Annotated in this window: 16 protein-coding genes and 1 pseudogene; all 17 read right to left on the bottom strand. The window is 32.3% G+C overall.

Annotation, left to right across the window (positions count from 1 at the left end; genetic code table 11):
- Positions 1-52: 52 nt before the first annotated feature.
- A complete protein-coding gene (locus tag CLOST_RS02075; protein WP_013360611.1) occupies positions 53-691 on the bottom strand; it encodes an L-fuculose-phosphate aldolase in 639 nt (212 codons plus the stop codon).
- A gap of 20 nt (positions 692-711) precedes the next feature.
- Complete coding sequence (gene mtnK / locus CLOST_RS02070) at positions 712-1,932, bottom strand: S-methyl-5-thioribose kinase (RefSeq protein WP_013360610.1); 1,221 nt, start codon at positions 1,930-1,932, stop codon at positions 712-714.
- Positions 1,933-1,941: 9 nt separating this feature from the next.
- Positions 1,942-2,994, bottom strand: a complete 1,053-nt coding sequence (locus CLOST_RS02065) for an S-methyl-5-thioribose-1-phosphate isomerase (RefSeq protein ID WP_013360609.1) — start codon at positions 2,992-2,994, stop codon at positions 1,942-1,944.
- Positions 2,995-3,025: 31 nt separating this feature from the next.
- Entirely contained in the window at positions 3,026-4,336 is a 1,311-nt protein-coding gene (locus CLOST_RS02060; RefSeq protein ID WP_013360608.1) for a hypothetical protein, read from the bottom strand.
- A 210-nt stretch (positions 4,337-4,546) separates the two neighbouring features.
- Entirely contained in the window at positions 4,547-6,235 is a 1,689-nt protein-coding gene (locus CLOST_RS02055; protein ID WP_013360607.1) for a molecular chaperone HscC, read from the bottom strand.
- A complete protein-coding gene (locus CLOST_RS02050; protein ID WP_157858278.1) occupies positions 6,216-7,544 on the bottom strand; it encodes a J domain-containing protein in 1,329 nt (442 codons plus the stop codon). The genes CLOST_RS02055 and CLOST_RS02050 overlap by 20 nt, the downstream gene beginning before the upstream one ends.
- Positions 7,545-7,639: 95 nt before the next feature.
- On the bottom strand, positions 7,640-8,425 hold the full coding sequence (locus tag CLOST_RS02045; RefSeq protein ID WP_013360605.1) for a copper amine oxidase N-terminal domain-containing protein: 786 nt from the start codon (positions 8,423-8,425) through the stop codon (positions 7,640-7,642).
- A gap of 287 nt (positions 8,426-8,712) precedes the next feature.
- Positions 8,713-9,456, bottom strand: a complete 744-nt coding sequence (locus CLOST_RS02040; protein WP_013360604.1) for a nucleoside phosphorylase — start codon at positions 9,454-9,456, stop codon at positions 8,713-8,715.
- 14 nt (positions 9,457-9,470) lie between these two features.
- Positions 9,471-10,787, bottom strand: a complete 1,317-nt coding sequence (locus CLOST_RS02035) for a dihydrolipoyl dehydrogenase family protein (protein WP_013360603.1) — start codon at positions 10,785-10,787, stop codon at positions 9,471-9,473.
- A gap of 1 nt (position 10,788) precedes the next feature.
- A pseudogene (locus CLOST_RS02030) lies at positions 10,789-11,602 on the bottom strand (ABC transporter permease).
- 89 nt (positions 11,603-11,691) lie between these two features.
- Positions 11,692-12,753 (bottom strand): ABC transporter permease, encoded by a 1,062-nt coding sequence (locus CLOST_RS02025; RefSeq protein ID WP_013360600.1) that lies wholly within the window; start codon positions 12,751-12,753, stop codon positions 11,692-11,694.
- A gap of 12 nt (positions 12,754-12,765) precedes the next feature.
- Positions 12,766-14,286: an ABC transporter ATP-binding protein gene (locus tag CLOST_RS02020; RefSeq protein WP_013360599.1), complete on the bottom strand. Its 1,521-nt coding sequence runs from the start codon at positions 14,284-14,286 to the stop codon at positions 12,766-12,768.
- Between the two features lie 68 nt (positions 14,287-14,354).
- Positions 14,355-15,377, bottom strand: coding sequence for a BMP family lipoprotein (locus tag CLOST_RS02015; protein WP_013360598.1), 1,023 nt, complete (start codon positions 15,375-15,377; stop codon positions 14,355-14,357).
- A gap of 38 nt (positions 15,378-15,415) precedes the next feature.
- Positions 15,416-16,090: a Crp/Fnr family transcriptional regulator gene (locus tag CLOST_RS02010; RefSeq protein WP_013360597.1), complete on the bottom strand. Its 675-nt coding sequence runs from the start codon at positions 16,088-16,090 to the stop codon at positions 15,416-15,418.
- A gap of 341 nt (positions 16,091-16,431) precedes the next feature.
- Positions 16,432-17,322 (bottom strand): NHL repeat-containing protein, encoded by an 891-nt coding sequence (locus tag CLOST_RS02005; protein ID WP_013360596.1) that lies wholly within the window; start codon positions 17,320-17,322, stop codon positions 16,432-16,434.
- A 111-nt stretch (positions 17,323-17,433) separates the two neighbouring features.
- A complete protein-coding gene (locus tag CLOST_RS02000) occupies positions 17,434-19,776 on the bottom strand; it encodes an NHL repeat-containing protein (RefSeq protein ID WP_013360595.1) in 2,343 nt (780 codons plus the stop codon).
- Positions 19,777-20,481: 705 nt separating this feature from the next.
- A complete protein-coding gene (gene murJ, locus CLOST_RS01990; protein WP_013360593.1) occupies positions 20,482-21,999 on the bottom strand; it encodes a murein biosynthesis integral membrane protein MurJ in 1,518 nt (505 codons plus the stop codon).
- Positions 22,000-22,001 lie beyond the last annotated feature (2 nt).

Below are 22,001 nucleotides of genomic sequence, written 5' to 3'. Positions count from 1 at the left end.
ACTTTTTTTTTCAAGAAGTATATTTCTTATCTAAATTATTTCTAATGTATATTTATCTATATCTAAATGTTCCAAATTTCTTCATTACCTCGTCCATATTTTCATCACTTAAAATATTTGGTGTTCCTAAGGTTTTTGTAAGGTAATAAACCTCTGAGACAAATTCCAAATGCTCAGCTGTAGAAAAAGCTCTGTCAACATCTTCCCCTAGAGCAATAAGTCCGTGATTTGCGAGAAGAACAGCGTTTGAGTCTCCTATTGTCTCAAGAGCTTTTTTAGCTAGTTCATCAGAGCCATAAGTGGCATATCCGGTGCATTTTACTCTATGCCCAGCCATTCCTATTAGGTAATGTACAGCAGGAAGCTCCCACCCCATGCAAGCTATTGCTGTTGCAAATTTAGAATGCGTATGCACTATCCCGCTTACGTCAGCTCTATTTTTATAAAATGCTAAGTGCATACCTGCTTCACTCGATGGTCTATTCTTTCCTTCCACTAGGTTGCCATCGATATCTAGGATTACTATATCTTCAGGTGTAGTTTCATAGTAATCAAGCCCACTTGGACTTATAGCAACTAGATTCTGCTCTCTGTTATATACACTGATATTCCCTCCAGAGCCTGTAGTTAGTCTCCTATCAATTAGCTTTTTCCCATACCTTACGACTTGCTCTTTTTCATATTCCATCATCTTTATATTCACCTGTTCCCCTAAATCAATTTTTTAATTTTATCTATCAAAGCTACATAATCCTCGCCTGTCTTGATTTTATATCTATCTTTAATTAAGCTCTTTCCTAAAAGAATTAAAAATTTATCCATATACACTCTAGCTTCTATGCTTTCAATGGATTCAATCTCTTTAACCTTTGAATCTCCTATTGTCCTTCTTATTACTTCTGTTCCAGCCATTCCAGCAGCATCCTCTAGTATGCTAGCTATCATCCATTTTTTATATAGAGGATTTTTTGCCATAGGGTCAATTACTTTTTCATCATAGGCTCTGCCAAACTTCTCAGTAAACTTTTCCACTATTTCAGCTATAGTAGTCTCTAGGTAATTAAGATAAGCTCTCTTTTCGACTTCATTACTCATAACTATGTCTGAATGAATATAAGAAAAAAATAAATTTCCAACCACATTGCCAAGGTCATAGCCTATAGGTCCATAAAATGCAAACTCAGGATCTATAACTTTAGTTTTTGACTCAGTCACAAAAATCGAACCACTATGAAGGTCTCCATGAAGTAAGCTCTGAGGATTGTTCATAAACTTATACTTGAGTTTTCCTGCCTCAAATACTAGCTCTTCATCATTGTAAATTTCTTTTTTTACAAACTCACTGCTTTCATCAAGCACAATATTTGTTCCAAAATGATTTGTGTATGGGTCTGTAAATACTAATTTTTCAGTAATATCACATAGTTCTACATTAATATATTTTTTTACATCTTCTTTTTTCTTCCAAGGATTCATTACTATATCCATAGTAGAAATCAAAGTGTTTACCATGAATGTTGTGATATCCTCAGCAAAGTTCTTATATATCTTATTTTTCATAAGTCCATGTCTTAGGTTTTCATATTCAGATATATCTTCCATAGTAAGCGCGCACATTACTTCATCATAATGATAAATTTTTGGAACATAGTCGCTTGCAACCTCTCCATAAAATTTTAGCACCTCGGCCTCGATTCTGTTTCTATCTACATCAAGAGGTCTTCCAGAGCTTCTAAGCAGTTTATCTGCCTGCTTTATAACTACAGACTTCTTTGATTTTATATCCTCAGCTCTAAAAACATAATTGATATTCCCATCACCTATTTCACTGACCTTTATATCCTCTATATTTTCAAAAAGCTTGAGCTTTTCAGCTACATATACCCTTATAGCTTCTTCATCCATCCTAAAATGCTCACTAAATCTATCCATCAGTCACCCCTAATAGAATTTTTTTACATCCGATTTAAAATATCTTTTTAAGTCATAAGGTGAATATATTCCTTTATTTGTAACTACTCCGCTGATTAAGTGAGGCGGCGTAATATCAAACGAAGGATAGTAGCCCTTTACTCCATCTAAGGTATTTTTTATCCCTCTAGCTTCTAGTACTAAAGCTGGGTCTCTTTCTTCTATCTTTACTGTATCTACAGTAGGATTATCAATATCTGGTATTCCTGTCACAAAGTATGGAACCTCGTGATATTTAGCAGTGATTGCAAGCTGATAGGTTCCTATTTTGTTTGTGATATGACCATCTAGGCAAATCACATCTGCAGCTGATGTAAATAAATCAATCTTATTAGTTTTCATAACAAAAGCAGGCATATTATCAGTGATAACAGTGGTATCAAAGCCTTGATCCTGGCTTACGCTAGCAGTTAGCCTTGCTCCTTGAAAATAAGGCCTAGTTTCAGGAACAATAACTCTTATATCCTTATTTCTATTTTTTGCTTGTTTTAACATCATACCTACAATAGTTTCTCCAAAGCATTGAGTCATAATTGTCCCTTTATTTGGAAACATATCAACTAGGTAATTTCCTACTACTTCCATATTCTCATATCTTCTATTTAGTGAATCTATAGTAGAGTTAAATATCTTTTCATCAACTTGCTCTCCGTTATCAAGCGCTTTTCTTGCAACCTCTAGGCATCCACTCGTAATAAGCTTCATCCTGTTTACAGTAGTCGGTCTAGCGTGAGATAGTGTGTATGCAGCTTTTTCGAGATACTCAAGCTGTTTTTCCTTGCTTTCATTTCTAATTTCATATGCAGCTAGAGCCATTCCCATACCTGCAGCCGTATATGGTCCAGCACTTTGAGTTACCATATCTGCTATAGCCTTGGCTACCTCCTCATGCGTACTGCAGGTCACAAAACTAATCTGTGTAGGATAAATTCTCCTATCGAGAATCTTTACCTTACCGCCCTCATACCAAGCTACATTTTCATATTTTAAGATAAAACCTAGGCCTTCATCTTTTCTAATCATATTTATTCAAACCTCCAAGTTATATAAAAAATTAATTCTCTTTTTCAAGAATTTCTAAAATCCTTGATTCATATTTTATTATTAACTCGGCTAGAATCATTAATTGAATTGAGACTTTATTATCCAAAATATTCTTCCTACAAAATTCTAAAACAGTTCTTCCAATCCCTTCATTTATATCTATGTCTATTATTAATCTATTCCCAGCAATTCCTAACTCCTCTTTTTTTATTTTATCATTATTTATCACTTCTGAATCTAAATCTAAAAAACTAATTCCAAAAAAATCAGGTTTTCCACCCCTCTCTAATAATCTAACATATCCTAAGACAATTGTTTTAATATTGTTATTTAATTTATAATTATTTTCCTCACAAAATTCGCGTTCCATTGCATTAATTATCAGTGAGTAAAAATCTGTACTTTTATTTATATCCTTATAATTAACTGATCCTGAACCAGATGGAGCGTATCGTCCTGAATTAGCTTTTGAGTATTCTCCTTGTTTACCAATTAATATATGTTTTCTATTAACTACAACTAAGGTTGATGCCCCTATGTAATTTGAACATGAGCTGTGCTCTAGGTCAAATAAAACATTGTCTTTATTTAGCATTAAACATTCTCCTCTAAAAGGTTCTTCTATAGAGTGATTGGATTTGATCTGTTTGTATACAATTTCATTAGTACATTGCCCCTCAAAATATCTTGTTTTTTGCATATTTATTGCTGTACTCTCTAAAAATAAATCACTTGCCATTCTTACAAGTTTTCCATTAAATATAACTTTGTCACTTAAAAAAGTTCTCCTCATTATACTTGGAACAAAACTTTTTATTTCATCTGCTATTTCAAATTTATAGTCAATGATATTTATATTTATGGTACTGCGTTCCAATAACATTATATTAATATAGTCACTCATCACGAACTTTTCTTGAGTTTTCCCATTATGAAAAGTCCTTATCCTGTAACCATTATTAAGATATTTATCACTTAGTTTAATTTTTTCTATTATCTCTTTCTTATTATAACTATCGAGTATAATAGTATATTCATTTGATGTCTTTAAATATTTAATTATTGAATAAATCATAGTCAATCCAGTTGAAAGTATAGTAAATAAGATTGGTACTTTTTTATAAAAATCCTCCTTTAAAAATTCTATTCCAAATATATTTTCATTATAAAATAGATTTATTAAAGCAAATAACCCTATGCAAAAATTAACAAAATATCCTTTATTTATACCAAAAGCCATTATAGAACTTTGAATTTTTCCATAAAGTCTATGCAATCGTATATTTAATTTAGTTAGAAACTTATCAAAAATTTTATCCACAATAATTATCTCCTTTAATTTAGTCTCTTATCTCATAATTCAAACTTTTTTATTCTTTTCCTATCTTATTATAACTATAACTTTCCTATTATTGTTCTACAATAACTAAAATAGTTCTAGTTACAAAGTTATTTATTTGTAACTAGAACTATAACATATATGTCTTCTGACTTTAATTTAGCTTTATTTCAAGTATATTATAATCATAGTCTAAAAAAAATTATATGAATCTAAGCTATTAAGAAATCCTTCAAAATCATCATATGCCTCTTGAATCAATCTTTCATCTTGAGAATCAAGCACCTCTTTAAAATTACTCACTTGAGCCGCAATTATATCTCTATTTATTCCCAATAATTCTTGGTATAGCCTATCAGCCCTTGCCAATATAGCAATATTTTTTTGTTTATCCCTTGGATGTACTTTCAAATAACTTAGCTTCTTCAATCTTTCCTGAATTTCCTGTTCTGTCATATAACCAGGGCTTTTTTCAATAATATATGATTTTACTAATTGTGTAGAAAGAACTTTTGCCTCAACTTCGAGCAAACCATTTCCATCATATGTAAACCTTATATCTACTTTTTCTTTTCCTTTGTCATTTGGAGGAACTTTTATTTTAAATTCTCCTAATTTTAAATTATTTACTAAATCTATACTTTCACCTTGAAATACTTCTATCTTGATTTCTTTCTGTTTATTATGACTTGTAGAATAAGTTCCTACTTTACTACAAGGTATACAAGTATTTCTTTCTAAGATAGGCGAAAATATACTTTCATTTTCATTACTATCTAGAGAAGAAATGCCTAAAGTATAGGGGCAAACATCAGTCATAAAAAGCTCTGATACGGCTTCATTTTTTTCTTTCAAAGCAGCTTGAACAGCTATCCCAAGAGCTATAGCCTCATCTGGATGAATAGTAACAAAAGGTATTTTGCTAAACATTACTCCTATGACACTACGAATAATTGGCATACGTGTAGCCCCACCAACCAAAATTATGCTATCAATATTTGATGTATTTAGCTTTGCATCTCGAAGTGCTCTTTCGATGGGCTTTTTCAATCTTAGAATCAATGGTGCTACTAGCTTTTCAAATTGATTTCGGCTATATTCCAAAACCCTAGATGTTCCTCTAAAATTATACTCTATCTTACAAATTTCTTTATCAGATAAAAGTTTCTTACAAACCTCTGCCAATTTTTTTAACTGTCCACCTTCTAAAACTGATATATATTTTATATCAATATTTTCTTGCTCACATATAGCTTTGAATATGGCTTCATTAAAGTCTTCTCCACCTAAAAATACATCTCCTGCAATAGATCTAACTTCCATAACTCCTTCAAACATTTCCAGAATCGAAACATCAAAAGTGCCTCCACCTAAATCCAGTACCATAAATTTCGCTTCGGCATCTGCATTATGTAATCCATATGCTAAAGCTGCTGCTGTAGGTTCAGTAATTAATTTAACTACATTTAACCCAGCCATCTTCCCAGCATTAATAGTTGCAGTTCTTTGAAACTCATTAAAATATGCAGGAATACTTATGATTGCATCACTTACTTCTTCATTAAAATAGTTCTTTGCATCTTCTTTCAATGTACTAAGCACAAGGGCTGAAAGCTCAGTAGGAGAAAATGTATGCCCTTTAATATTATATATCTTTTCTGTCCCCATAAACCTTTTAAAACAAATAACTCCATCATTAGAATTATTTACTAACCATTCTTTTGCTGGCTGTCCGACTAATACTTTATTATCATTGTCAATTGCAATAGCCGATGGAGTAAGAAAAGAGCCATAATTGTTTGGTATTAGCTGTGGTTTCCCATCATTCCAAAATGATACTAAACTATTTGTAGTTCCTAAATCAATCCCTATTGTTGGCATGAACAAAAAACTCCTTTTTAATATATTTATATAAGTAATATATAATTGCAATGATAATTATAAATGGATTGGATATTAAAACTGATATAACAACCATAGAGTATATAATTATAATTCCCCACCTTAATATCCTATTAAATAAATACGAAAACCCCCGCCACTTAGGTTTTGAAAGTAAATCAAACTTTTTCAAAAATTCAACTTGGTTCTTTTCAATATAATCTAAACCAGTCAAGTTCATATATTTTTTGTACAATCTTCTAGTAGCCCTTTTTTTATTTCTCTTACACCCTAGCTTCATTGATAAAATAATATACAAATTGCTTTCCTTATTTTTTCTCATTTTTTTTAATATCTTTTTACAAATACAAAAAAATTCTTTCTCTATAAATAAATCAAATAGATACAGTAATATATATTTATCAATACTTTTGTCCTTTAAAAGCTTTGAAATTAATAGCTTAAACTTAAATCTACTTACTAAATTTACATTTACTTCAGCTTTTAATATTCTTTCGCTCCAATATCCTAAGTATCCATTATCTTTAATTTCTAAATAAATACTTTTTGCTTTTTCAAAATCACAGTTGTTAATACTTAAATGGAGCTCTGATATCTTCTCATACAAACCCTCAATATTTTGATTTGAACTAAAATTTTTACCAAATTTTTCTGTAAATGAAAAACTCAAAAACCTATCGATTATCATAATACAATTAGTTATTCTTTTATATTCATCTTCATATTGTAATGAAGAATAAGTATTATGAGCCACTACATATTCCTTTATAAAATGCCATACTTCACAAGGCAACACTGGCATTTCTTCTATAAAATTAAGCAACGATATAAAATCTTGATAATCTAAGCTAGCACTAATATTTCTATTAGAAAAATACTCTATCCAAGAGTCCACACTCATCCTAAACTCAAAATTCTCTAGCTTATCTTCTAAACATTCTTTGTACAGATAATGCTTATAATCCTCATAATCAATTTCTAAATCAGTATCATCTACTATAGATTCATAAGTAAAATCATGATTTACTTCATCATTATGTTTTATGTCGTCATTTTCATTTTGTATATACTCATTTTCTAATCCTTCAGTTTTAATAATTTCTTCTTCATACTCATAAGTATCCAAATCTATGTGATTTAGCGCAGCAGTATAGGCTTCTCTTAATTCTATAAACTCTTTGTGATGAATATCAGTATCCAAAGCTTTAAGTTTTTTAGAATATGCTCGCTTTATTATTTTTTCTTCTGACGTTGCTTCTATCCCCAAAACATCCCAAATACTCATCATTTTTTTCTCCATTCAAATTATGCTGTAATAATTATAAAGCCTACTTATTTGATTCTAAGTAGGCTTTGGGATTACATAATAACTATTTTAATGAATTACTCAGTTGCTATATCATAATCAACTAACCCATTAAATACTTTTAGCAACACGTACTCAGGATTCTCATCATCAATCACTTCCACTATTGAATTAACTTCATATCCCAATTGTTTAAAATACATAACCATTTCCATAGAAATCATTTCCATATATTCAATATAATATGCCCACTCATCTGGCTTATTTATCATTTCATGGACTTTCTTATTCGTGCCATCACCTTCAAAGCTCAATACCACAGCGCCTTCTTCATCAGAATATGCTATTGAAAAACTCTCAAAATAGTCTTTGACAGGTGAATCTTTAAGTATACTCTCAAAATCTTCTAATTCGGCTGCAAATTCAGGATCTAAATCTGTAGATGGAGTGTCTAAATACACCCATCCATCCTTATAAGAAACATCATATCCTAATGCTTCAGCCATAAAACGAAGTGGCACCATAGTTCTTCCGTTTACAATTTTTGCTGGCACATCTAAATTAACTGCGTAACCATCAACATAAGCAGTATATTTATCTACTGTAACCGATGCAGAAAATTCTCCTAAATGAGCAGTTGCAGTCTTAGTTGCTTGATTCCAATCCACAGTAGCTCCTATAGCTTCAAGTACGCCCCTTACAGGAACGAGAGTTCTTCCATTTTCAATAATAGGAGTTCCATCCATACTAATTTGCTCTCCATCTAATATAACTCCCTTGGAAAGCGTATTAGCTTCTACCACTGTTGGTGAAAACCCCAATAATGCAAATACTAAAGTCATAGCAAATAAAATCTTTTTCATAAACCCATTCCCCCTAACATAAATCTATTTTCTAGTAATTCTTTGACTTCCACTCCATATATTTCAAAATACTCTGTAAATGAAAATCCCTAGTTGATTATACTATAATTTTCCAACAATATAAATATGAAACAAAGACAATCGAGAGAGATGGTTCTTTTTCATCACTTCAATCATGAGGGACGGTTCTTTTTGACCACTCTAATGTAATTCTATTGTTATCTTAAATTGTTTTTTAATAGAAAAATACTCATTAAGAGCGGTCCATTTTGATTCTTATGCAAAAATCAAAAAGAACCGTCCCTACTGATTTTGATTTCGTGGAGGGACTCGAGGGCGAGAAGGATTTCTCTATCTTCTCCCTGCTGAGCTAGGTCTTTTTGGTTTACGTAATCGTTTACTCCGTCTTTTACATCCTTGCTATATAGCACTACGTTGTTTAGAACTGAGCCTACCTTTACTCCTCTGAGCTTTCCTATTACAAATAGCGATGAGGTCTCCATATCTGAGCCTAGAACATTTTTCTTGTTCCAAAATTCCATTTTTTCTATCTCATCATCTATATAAAACGAGTCATGGCTTCTGGTTATTCCTACATGGTGCTCATAGCCTAGTTTCACAGCGTTGTTTTTTAGGGCTGTCAATATTTCAAAATCAGATACTGCTGGATAGTCTTTATTGACATACATAGCAGATGCCCCATCTTCTCTTACTGATGCCATGCTGATTATAAGGTCCCCTATGTTTATATCCTTTTGAACTGCTCCTGCGCTTCCTATTCTGATGAAGTACTCTCCCCCGCAGTTTATCAGCTCTTCTAATGCAATCACAGCTGAGGCTCCTCCTATTCCCGTAGAAGTAACAGTAACCTGCATCCCTTTATAGCTTCCTGTCAAAGTCTTAAACTCTCTATTATTTGCTATGACTACAGCATCGTCCAGAAAGCTTCCTACTCTATCTACTCTTTGAGGATCACCTGGCAGTAGCACCATCTTACTTACTTTATCACACTGTATATGTGGCTGAATCATAAATTTCCCTCTTTCTAATCAATTATTGCATCTATCAAGGCTTCTGATAAAGTAGGATGAATAAACAGACTCCTTTTTATAGCTTCTACGCTCACTTTATTATCTATCCAAAGCCCCACATTTCCTACCAAGGCTCCTGCATCAATAGAATTTATCCATATTCCTTTGACTATCTCATCTTGTATAATTATCTTCATAAACCCATCATCATAGCTAGAATCAAGTCCTCTAAAGGTATCCTTAAAATATAGCTTTTTTACTACGCAGTTCTCAAGCTCGTGCTCTTGGCAGCCTGCTCCAGCTAGTTCATTTATGGTAAATATACACCTTGGAAGTGAGCTGTACTGAGTTGATATCTGCTTGCCCTCCCAAATATAATCAGCTAGCAAAATCCCTTGCTGAAGTGCAATATGAGCCATCCCATGAATCCCATTTATATCTCCTACAGCATAAATAGAAGCCTTGCTAGTCATGAGATTTTCATCTACCTTAATAAATCCACTTTTCATATCTAGCTTTAGCTCTTTTATCCCTTTTGGAATATTAGGCTTTCTGATTCCAGTCACAAGAATGCTTTTTACTTTTAGACTTTCACGATTCGAAAAGTTAATTACAGCTTCCTCTTCTATCTTTTCAATAGCCGTAACCTCAGTATTTAAAATCAGCTCTACTTCATTATTAATAAGCCTAGCTTTGATATTTTCAATCAAATCCTCATCATTGCCCTGTAATATCTGAGCTTCCTTTTCTATTACTTTGACCTTTACTCCTAGCTCGCTAAGCATAGAGGCAAACTCTATCCCCTCTACGTTTCCTCCTAGTATAGTCATTTCCTCAGGTAGTTGCTTCATAGTAAGCAGGCTTTCATGACTGAGTATCATCTCATGATCTATAGGGGCAAATCCTTCTACTGTAGAGGCAGTAGTTCCGGTAGCTAGGATAATATTTTCTGTCTCAATCAGAGCTTCATTTACCTTAACTCTAGTTTCACTTACTACCTCTCCCTCACCTATATATACATCTATATTATTTTTGCTTAGCTTATCACTTATAAAGCTCTCTATATTTTCCAAGGATTTTATCCCTGCCTTAAAAAGCACTTCCTTGTCTGAATTTAGCTTAAGCAGATTTTCATTTTCCAGTGCCTTTGCTTTTTCATAGCTTTTAATCTTATCCATTATCTTCTTAACTGGAAGGCAGCCCGTTGCAAAAGCAGTCCCTCCTAGCTGAGCTTTCTCAACTAAAGCAATTTTTTTGCCTTTCTTGCTTGCAGATAGAGCAAAATACAGTCCAGCAGCTCCAGAGCCTATAACTACAGCATCATACCTCACTTTAGTTCCCCTTTCTCTTCATCAGCTTCTTTTGTGCGACCATAAATAGTACTAGCACAGTTGCAACATAAGGAATCATCTGAGTAAACTGCGAAGCTATTCCTAGTGACTGCATCCTGATTCCCAGCGCATCAAAGAATCCAAAAAGCAAGGATGCTCCATAAACCTTTATAGGATTTGACCCACCAAAAATAATAGCCGCTAGTGAGATAAAGCCTTTACCTGCACTCATATTTTCAGTAAATAGAGTAAGATATCCCAGCGAAAGATGAGCTCCTGCTATCCCACAGAAAACTCCACCTAAAATAGATGAAATGTACTTTATTTTCTTAGGATTAATCCCTGCCGTCTCTATAGCCTCTTCATGCTCTCCTACCCCTCTTATCCAGTAGCCATAAGGAGTCTTGTAAAGCAAAATATATAAGTAACACAAGTATCCAGCTTACATACACCAAAATCGAGTGATTGTTAAATATCTTATCCAGCACCTCAATTTTATCCAAAAATGGAAGATGTAAATCCGGAAGCGGCTTGATATCTGGTGAAGAAAAAGCACCTTTCACGCCAAAAATACTTCTAAGTAAAAAAACTGTAAGTCCACCTGCAAAAATATTAATAGCGATACCTATAATAAACTCATCTGATTTTAATTCAATAACAAAGAAGCCAAATAAAGCCCCTATAACAATTCCAGAAATAATAGCAAGAACTACACCCATAAAGGAAGATGCAAAAAAGTAGCTTCCTAATACTCCGAAAAACGCCCCTATAAGTATCATACCCTCCATACCTATATTGAGTATCCCTGCATGCATGGTAAGAAGACCGCCTAGAGCTGCTAAAATAAGGGGCGTAGCTGTTCTGATGGTATTTTGTAGTAGAGCCAAATCAAATATATCCTTCATTATTTCACCGTCCTTGCTTTATTTAGCTGTCTTCTTTTTAATATCTCCTTAAATCCACTCTCACCTGCTATAAATAAAATGATAACCGACTGAATAACTAAAATAAGCTCAGAAGGAACTCCTGTATTTAGCTCCATAGCATTTGACCCCGTCTTTAAAACCGCAAAGAACAGCGACATCAACACTATCCCCACAGGATTGTTCTTAACTATAAGAGATACTAGCATCCCATCAAAGGCCAATCCTTTTGAAATATTTTGCAAAAATCTATAATGAGTCCCATATACCTCAAAAGCCCCTGCTATACCACATAAAGCTCCAGAGATAATCATCGCCCAAATCATATACTTCTTGTTGTTTATCCCTGCATACCTAGAAAAAATACTGTTTTCTCCTACTATATTAAAATTATAGCCATATGAAGTCTTTTTCATTAAGTAATAAATCAAAACTGCAATAATCATAGTATAAAAAATACTGGTATTTAGCTTGCTCATAGCTACTAGCTTTGGAAACTTAAAGCCCTCAGCTATCATATCAGTTCCACCCATTTTCCCTTGAGATGCCTGAAATGGATAGTTTACTAGATATCCAGTAAACATAATTGCTATACTGTTAAACATTATCGTAGTAATAACCTCATCTATGTTGTAATACACTTTCAAAAGCGCTGGTATAAAAGCATAAAGCCCGCCTACTGCCATAGCCGCTATCACTGCTAATACTATCCCTGCCACCACAGGAAGATCAGTAAAAGTAAACCCTACATAAGCAGCAGCAAAAGCTCCTAAATAAAGCTGACCCTCACCACCTATATTAAAAATTCCACTTTTAAATGAAATAGCTGTAGCAAGTCCAGTCAGAATAAGCGGTACTGTTTTTGCTAAAGTAGTTGCAAACAAATACTTTGAGCCTAGAGCTCCACTTACTAGAGCCATATAGCCCTGCACTGGATTCTTTCCATTTAATATCATAATTCCAGCTCCTAGAACAAGAGCTAGGAATATAGCAAGAAAAAGAGAACCCAGATATTCTAATTGTTCATTAAACTTTCCTCTCATGCCTACACCACCCTAATTCCTATTTCCAGTCATATAGTAACCAATGTCGAGCTTCGAAATCTCTCCATTTTTAAATTTCCCAGTAATATTTCCTTCATAAAGACAGATAATCCTATCAGATAGCCTAAAAATCTCATCTAGTTCAGCAGACACAAGAACTATAGCGCAGCCCTCGTTTCTCTTTTTCACTATCTGCTCATGGATAAACTCTATAGCCCCTATATCCACCCCTCTAGTCGGCTGAGAGATAAATAAAATCGGAGTATCAAAAGAAAACTCTCTAGCTATTATCACCTTTTGCATATTTCCACCTGAAAGCGAACCCATTTTCACCTCTTCAGATGCAGTTCTCACATCAAACTTCTCAATTAAATCCTTGGCATACTTTTTTATGCTCTTTCTCTTTAGCTGAATACCCTTTGTAGCAAATTCCTCGCTGTGCTGTTTGCCCATGAGGATATTGTCCTCTATACTAGAGTCCTTGCTCATGCCTGTTGTCAATCTATCCTCAGGGATATGAGATGTTCCCATTTCTCTTATTTTCTTAGATGATAAATTCGTAGCCTCTTTATTTTTTATATATACCTTGCCCTTTTCTACTTTTCTAATTCCTGTAAGAGCCTCTATAAGTTCACTTTGTCCGTTTCCTTCTATTCCAGCTATTCCTAGAATCTCTCCAGCTCTCACTCCAAAAGATATACCCTTTATAGCGTCAAATCCCCTGTTGTCCTTCACCCATAAATTATCCACCTGTACTAAAATATCGCCATAGGCATCGTTTTTATCTATGTGCTCAAATAGTACCTCTCTTCCAACCATCATCTCAGCTAGTATCTTCTCAGTGACATCCTTTGTATTTTCTACTCCTATGAGCTTTCCTGCTCTCATAACTCCTACTCTGTCTGATATCTCAATTACCTCATTTAGCTTATGAGTTATGATAATCACAGTCATATCCTTTTCCTTTACGAGCTTTTTAATAACTGCAAACAGCTCCTTAGTTTCCTGAGGAGTAAGCACAGCTGTAGGCTCATCTAGAATCAAAATATCTGCTCCCTTATATAGAGCCTTTAATATCTCCACTCTCTGCTGTAGACCTACTGAGGCATCCTCTATCTTTAGCTTTGGATCTACCTCTAGTCCATATTCCTTTGATAGACTAATTACCTTTTTATTTGCTTCATCCTTGTCTAGAAATACCCTGTTTTTTCTAAGCTCTTTACCTAAAACTATATTTTCTGCAATAGTAAATGATGGCAGTAACATAAAATGCTGATGCACCATCCCTATCCCGTTTTTTATAGCTGTAGATGGACTAAAATCCTCAATCCTCTTGCCCTTAATCCATACCTCTCCCTCTGTAGGCTGATGAAGTCCATACATAGTCTTCATCAGAGTAGATTTTCCCGCTCCATTTTCTCCTACTAAAGCATAGATTTCTCCTTTTCTTACATCTAGAGTTACGTTGTCGTTTGCAAGCACTCCTGGAAACCTCTTAGTAATACCTATTAACTTAATAATCTCTTCGCTCATACCTAGCTCTCCTTATATAAACCTAGAAAAAAAGAAGAAGCGAGCTTCTTCTTTTTACCATCCTAGTATTAGTTTGCCTCTGGAACCTCTATATCTCCTTGGATTATCATAGCTGTAAGCTCTTGTATCTGATTCATAGTCTCATCAGACACTAACTTTGGCATATCCTCAGTTCCATAAGCTATTCTTACGCCGTTCTCTTTTGCTCCATACTCATAAACATTACCAGATTCAAACTCACCCTTTTGGATTTTCTCTATAGTTTCATAAATAGAGATGTCCACACCTTTAATCATACTTGCAATGATTGCATCTGGATTGATGTATCTTTGGTCAGAGTCAACACCTATAGCAAACTTGCCTGTATCCTTTGCAGCTTCAAACACACCTTCGCCAGTTTTACCAGCAACTTGGAAAACTATATCAATATCTTTTGCATATAATGCAAGAGCACTTTCCTTACCTTTTGCAGGGTCTTCAAAATCTCCAGCAAAAATAGTCTCAACTTGGATATCTGGATTGATATACTTGGCTCCAGCCTCATACCCTACTTGGAAATTTCTGATTACTGGTATATCCATACCCCCAACCATACCTATCTTTCCAGTCTTAGATTCCATAGCAGCAAGTGCTCCTGCTAAGAAAGAACCTTCATTTTCCTTGTAGTCTATGCATGTAATATTTTCTACATTTTCAATAACATTGTCGATATAAACGTACTTCTTGTCAGGAAACTCAGCTGCTACCTCTTGGATTACATCATAAAACTCAAATCCTACTACAACCACTACATCACTTGCAGTAGATGCCTGAACTAGCTGGTCAGTATATAGAGTAGGGTCATTCTTACACTCTAGTACCTTGCCTTCTACTCCTAGCTTTTCAATTGCCATCTTTAGACCTTCGTTACTTGAATCATAAAAAGATCTGTCACCTAAGCCTCCAGCTACTACTAGAGCTACCTTAAGAGCACTAGCTTCCTCTGCTGCTGGCTCTTCACTTTGCTCAGCTGGCTGATTGCCTGCGCAGCCTACCATCACCATAGCCATAATCAAAAACATACTTACAAACCCAAATATTTTCTTCTTCAAATCCTTCTCCTCCTTATGTATATTTTAGCCAAATCGGCTTAATACCGCTCACTTTCCCTTTCATCAATCAGAGAGTCAATATCCAGAATCTCAATCTTGTCCCTATATACACTTATGTAACCCTTGTCGTGAATATCCTTAAGTATCCTGTTTATACTTCGTCTAGTCACCACAAAATGCTCGCTGAGATGATCCTTGCTGATATAAAACTTGTTGTGCTCTTTCTTTACTCTGCTCTCATAAGAAGTAATTAGATAATCGCAGATTCTAAACTTAAGTGAATACAGGGTATCAACTATAGCCTTCTTTGAAAGCTCGTAGCTAGTCTTACATAGACTTTTTAATATATAAATCGCTACCTCATTATCACTGTTAATCCACTTCTCAAAATAACATTTTTTCAGCCTTATAAGTCTTACTCTGTTCATTGCCTTTATCTCACATACATAGGGCAAACTGTGAAATATCTCTAGCTCTCCAAAATAGCTTCCCTCTTTATATACAGACTGGGAATAGGTTTTCCCCTTCTCCGAGGTATGGTAGATATTGATACTTCCTTTTAGAAGCACACAAAAATATTCATAAACATCATTGTATTTGCAAATGACCTCATCCTTTTCAAAATCCAGCACTTCCCACTTATCTAAAATATCTGGCTTTGAATTTAAAACAAGCTTGAACATAGGATAATCTTTTCTAAATAACTCCTTCAACTCTTATCCTCCTCATCTGCTTAATTTCATTATAGAATTAATAAAAGGGTTTCTAAAGGACATATGTCCCGAATGGAAATTAAAAAAAAGGTCCAAAATTTTACTTAATAACTAGACCTTTAGTGTATTCATTTGATATCTATAGCAGTTATGCCATAAATCCATCTCTAATCCGTATCCAATAATTTCAAAATGTAATATATACATAATACTATATATAGCTAGTGAACTGAGTATTTAATATATCCTCTTTTCATTAAAACACCCCTAAATTTATATCATATCCTACCAAACTACTAAATAAGTCATCTCTCTATTTCAAACGATATAAATAATTAATATCACGGTTCTAATCGAACTGCTCTATTGGGAGTATGCATATTTGAAAGTTCCCAAACCATGTTATCTTGATTATTTATTTGAATAACTCGATTATTATCAGTATCACAAATAAGCCAATCTCCATTCTTTAATTCTCTTGCATAGTTCGGAGACCATAAATCTCTACTATAAGTTCTAACAATTTTCTTATTTATTGGGTTGATTTCAACTACTCTGTTATTATGTTCATCTGCAATCAAATAATTCTTATTTATAGTTTCTTGTATAGAATTTGGACAATTAAAACCTTTCATTTCCCATATAATATTTTTCGTATAATAATCAATTTCATATGCTTTTCCTCTAAAATCAACAATTAATATATTCCCATCCTCTTTTTGCCATACCCCTCTTGGATAGTAGAATTCTGGATTCGATTCCCATATAAGCTTGCCTTCGACATCAATTATTACCGCTTTTCCTTTATCTTCATGCCCTACTAGTAATAAATTTCCCCCTTCTGCTGGAACAATATCTCTCATGTATCCGTCGTATATAATATTAGCTTCCCCAGTTACCTTATTTAGTTTTTCAACTCTACCATAGCTATATGCATTGAAAACAATTTCATTTAAATTTATTGGAATTATTCCAAAATAAGTTTTATCTTTTTGTTTTTGCTCCCATACAACATTTCCAAACTTATCAATTTCAAATACTGCCATTCCCATATCATCTGTTATAAATGTATTATTTTCTGGTAAATCTATATACAACAAGTTTGGAGGGGTTGTAATTTGTCTATATATAGGTTTTGTTCCTTCATCAATAGAAATAAATCGTGCTTTTTCATTAGAATCTACAATATGCGTAGCTCCTTTCAATGCTACATTATAGAAGTAATTATCCATATGAATGTGTTTTGAAACTAAAGGTTTTGCATTTACAAAAACAATAAAACAAAGTAACAGTATTATTATTTTTTTTGCATATTTTCCCTCCTGATAATTAATTTTTTAAAATTAATTATCATTACTATACTTATTTTTTGAATATTTTCTTACCAAATAATTTCCTGAATCAGCAACATAAATATAATTATCATCCACATAAATAGCTGTAGGCATATTCAATATTGATGCATTCTCTGAATCATATCCTTTAAAATCATTTCCAATTATCGTTCTAATTTTTCCATTTTCAATAACTCTAACTCTGTTATTGAACGAATCTATTACATATAATACTTCCCCATCATAAAAAAGATTAAGGGGAGTATTTAAAAGTGAATTTAAACTATTGATATTCTCTCCAAAATAACTTCCATTCCCTTGATAGCCAGTATATTTCACCTTTCCTACTAAAGGATGTAGCATTCCATATTTATCAACTTTAGATACTATATTGTTCCACGAATCTGAAATAATTATTTCATCATTTTTAATAATTACATCATGCGGACGAGAGAGATAGGTATTAGTTGCTTTTTCTCCAAATTCAGGCTCGCCTGTAGCACCATTCCCTGCTACGGTACTAACTATTCCATTTTGTACCTTTCTAATTCTATTATTATAAGTATCTGCAATATAAAGACTCTTTGTTCTATCATCAAAAGTGATTCCTCTTATAGATTGAAATAATGCCTCCTGCGATTCACCATCTTTATATCCATACTCATCTCTATTTAGTCTACCTGCAAAGATTTCAACTACTCCCTTACTATTAATCTTGAGTATATGGTGTTGCTCAGCTATATAAAAATTTCCATTTACATCTGATGTTAATCCTGTTGGATAGAATAATCCAGTTTCTAATCTATTCGCTCCAAGTGTTGCTATTTCACTTTTTCCATTTCCAATAAATCTTTCAGTCAAGCCTGTATTTAAATTATACTTCCATACAATAGAAGCTTGATTATCCAGCAAATATAAATGGTCTCCAGATTTTTCAATTTCTACAATAGCTCCAAACAATTTTTTTGCTCCAACTAAAATATTCTTTTTTTTAGTTAATAAATTTAATGTATATACATTTCCTGCATCAGAATCAGTAACAAGAAGTTCATCATTTTTTCCCAACGATATATTAGATACATTTGCATACCCATCACTAAACACTTCTTTAGAAAAATCCCATCCTAATTTATATATTGTAGTATGTTCTCCTAAATAAATATCTCCTTTGTGAATGAATAATGCAGAAGAATGGTTATTTAGTGAAATTTTATCTACGAAAATATCTTCTTTAAACAATACTAATTCATTTTTAATACTATCTAAAACCATAGCTTTATTTCCCTCACGAATCATGGATGATGGATATTTAAACCTATATTTATTAAACAATGCTCCATGTTTATTGTTAATAATTTTTCCAGATGCTGTAAGAATAGTTAGGCTACTATCTGATTCTAAATAAACATTTTTGACCCATTCTCCATGGTTCCATAATACTTCAATATTATCTTTTTTAATATCATATTTGCATAATCTTCCATTTCCCATATCAGAAAAAATCAGATTACCATCAGAATCAAAAATAATCCCTCCCGGCTGATTTAGCATGAATTCACTAGGGTCTTCATTATCATTTTTCCCTGCAATTAAATTGCCCACCACTATATCAGATATATTATCTGAACATTTTCGTATAACATTAGAGTGAGTATCTGAAATAAAAATACTTCCATTCTCATCCATCATTGCACTTTCTGGATATGTTAAAGACGTACTTAGATATGAAGTCTTTATATTTTTTTCTATTCCTACTATATTACTCTCATCAAGAGGATAAGGAGACATATTAAAATAAGCCCACTCACTCTCAATTCCCTTAGTTTTTATATCAGTATATGGAATTACTCTCCATTTATATTCTCCAGGTAATATATTCGGCAATATTAGAAAATCTTCTCTAGTTTTATATATTTTCTCATATTTCTGCGTCAGACTAGATATTTCAATATTATAAAACTTAATATTTTTATCGCTACTCCAACTAAATGATATTTCACTAGGTTCTATAGTTCCATATGGATTATATAGAACTGGTTTAAACTTAATATAATTTACAGATTTTGAATATTCTCTCCCTGAAGCAGCTACTTTAAACTCTATATGGTCACCAGAAAAATCATCTTTAATTACAAAGTTATTTCCAACTACCCACTGTGAATATACTTGAATGTCATCTTCATAAATTGTCAACAAATATGATGCTTCTTCGTTAACAATATTCCAAGTTAAATATATTTGATTATCTTTCAAATCAAATTCTAAATTATATAAATCATGCTTCTCTTTTAAACTTTTCGCTGATAATAAACATATCATTAAAATAATTAATCCTAATAAAATTTTTTTCATTTATTATTCTCGCTTTCATTAATATATACCTCTAATGTCAAGCTGATTTAATCTCGTCCAGTCTTGATTAGATTGTATAAACCTTCATAAGTTCATTATTATTCTAAGAAAATAAGAAAGCCTTGAATTTCTATATATTATTGCCATAATTATTTCTATTTTACTTTCCACTAAAATTTTCTATTATTTTGTACAAACAATTATTTTTTTGCCTAAAGCTATACACAGTCTTTCTATTTATCTTATATGTAATTGTAAATATTAATATCGTGATTGAAATTAATATTATATTTAATACTACCTCTGAATCATATTTTAAGTCATTCGCTAAAAATCCTTTTACATTAAAAAATATTAAAGGATGAATTAGGTAAATTGAATATGAAATATTCCCTAAAAATCTAAAAACAGAAGTAAGAAAAATGCTTTTATTTCACAAAAAAAAGTTGCTGAAGTACACATTCATTTCCAATAGACCATGCTCCAATAGCTATATAACTAATTGGATCTACCCATGCAAAAAGAAAGAAATAGTTTAGAAAAATAAGTTTATAATTACTAATAACATAAGAGTAAGTTAATGGTATTAATAAATGATAACTCATTACAGCTATAGCCATAATTCCTCTCAAATAATCTAGCATTTCAATTCTATAAGAATTAACCTTTTGTTCCAATATATTTATCTCTTTTAGGGAGATACTACTATGCTTTTTTAATTTTATTTTTAAAAATAGTTGTAATGTTATTTAATTCTTCAATCTTCATGATAAAAATGGCAATAAAATATACCAATACTCCTAAGAAAATTGAAGCTATTAAAGAAAAACCAAAATTTATTGAATTAGACATAAGCTCAAAGCTTTTTTTCGCTATTGTTCCCATAATAAGGGATGCAATTAAAATTTTTATAAGTGAAATAATTAGTTTTCGGTTCTGAAAATATCCAATTTTCTTTTGAAGACTAATATATAATAATAATGCAGTTATAGATCCAGAAATTGATGTCGCAAGAGCTAGTCCTCCTACACCCATGTATTTTGATAAAATTATATTTAATATGATATTAATTACTACTCCAAAAGTTGCATTTAGCATCGGTGTTTTTGTGTCCTGAATAGAATAAAATCCTCTTGATAATATTTCTCTTAATCCATATCCCCACATTCCAAATGAGTAATAAAATAAAGCCAAAGATGTCATTACAATGGCTTGCTCATTAAATGCTCCTCGTCCGAACAATAATGTAATAATCTCTTTGCTAAAGAATATAGCCCCTACTGTAATTGGAATAACAACTAAAGATATAATGCTAATTGCCTCCATAATAGTTTCTTTAATTCCTTTTATGTTATTTATACTAGCATAGTTAGAAATGATAGGATACATTGAGGTAACTATTGATAAAACAAAAAGACTCTGAATAAATATATTAAGTCTATCTGCATAATTAAGAGCAGATATTCCCCCAACCGATATTGAAGATGCAATTGTTTTATCAACAAGTGTATTAATTTGATTTGCCGATGCGCCTAAAACAGATGGTAAAGCTATATATAAAACTCGCTTTAATTTATCGTTATTAAAGTTAACATACAAACTATATTTAAACTTTTCTTTATATATAAATGGTATTAGCATTATAAATTGTGAAGCACTAGCGACCAGTGTTCCTATAGCTAGTATTTTATAATTGCCTTTCGAAGCAAAAAAAATAGATATAATTACTATTATATTAAATGGAAACCCTGCTAAAGCAGGAATTACATAATTTTTTTTAATTTGTAAGTATCCACTAAAAATTGAAACTAGTGCTGTAAAGTACATCCCAAATAAGCTAATTCTAGTAAATTCTACTGATAACATCAATGTGTCACCATAAAAGCCTAATGCAAATATTTTAACAATATTTTCTGTAAATATTAAACCAAAAGAAAAAATAATAGTTGTAAGAACAAGAATTGCATTTGTAAAATTTGTAGTAAACTTTGAGCCTTCTTCTTCTCCTTCTTCTAAAACAATTTTTGTTTGCATTGGTATATATGCTGTCACAATCCCTATCCCTATAAAACCAAATATAACACTCGGAATTGTCAATGAAATTAAGTAAGCATCTGTAATGCCAGATGCTCCAAAGAAATATGAAAGAAAAATATCTCTTCCAAATCCTAAAAGTTTGGAAAACAATGTAATTATCATTATCAATAATGCTGTTTTTTTCATAA

The sequence above is a fragment of the Acetoanaerobium sticklandii genome, from assembly GCF_000196455.1.
GTDB classification, from domain to species: Bacteria; Bacillota; Clostridia; order Peptostreptococcales; family Filifactoraceae; genus Acetoanaerobium; species Acetoanaerobium sticklandii.
This window is presented reverse-complemented; position numbering and strand designations above follow the sequence as displayed.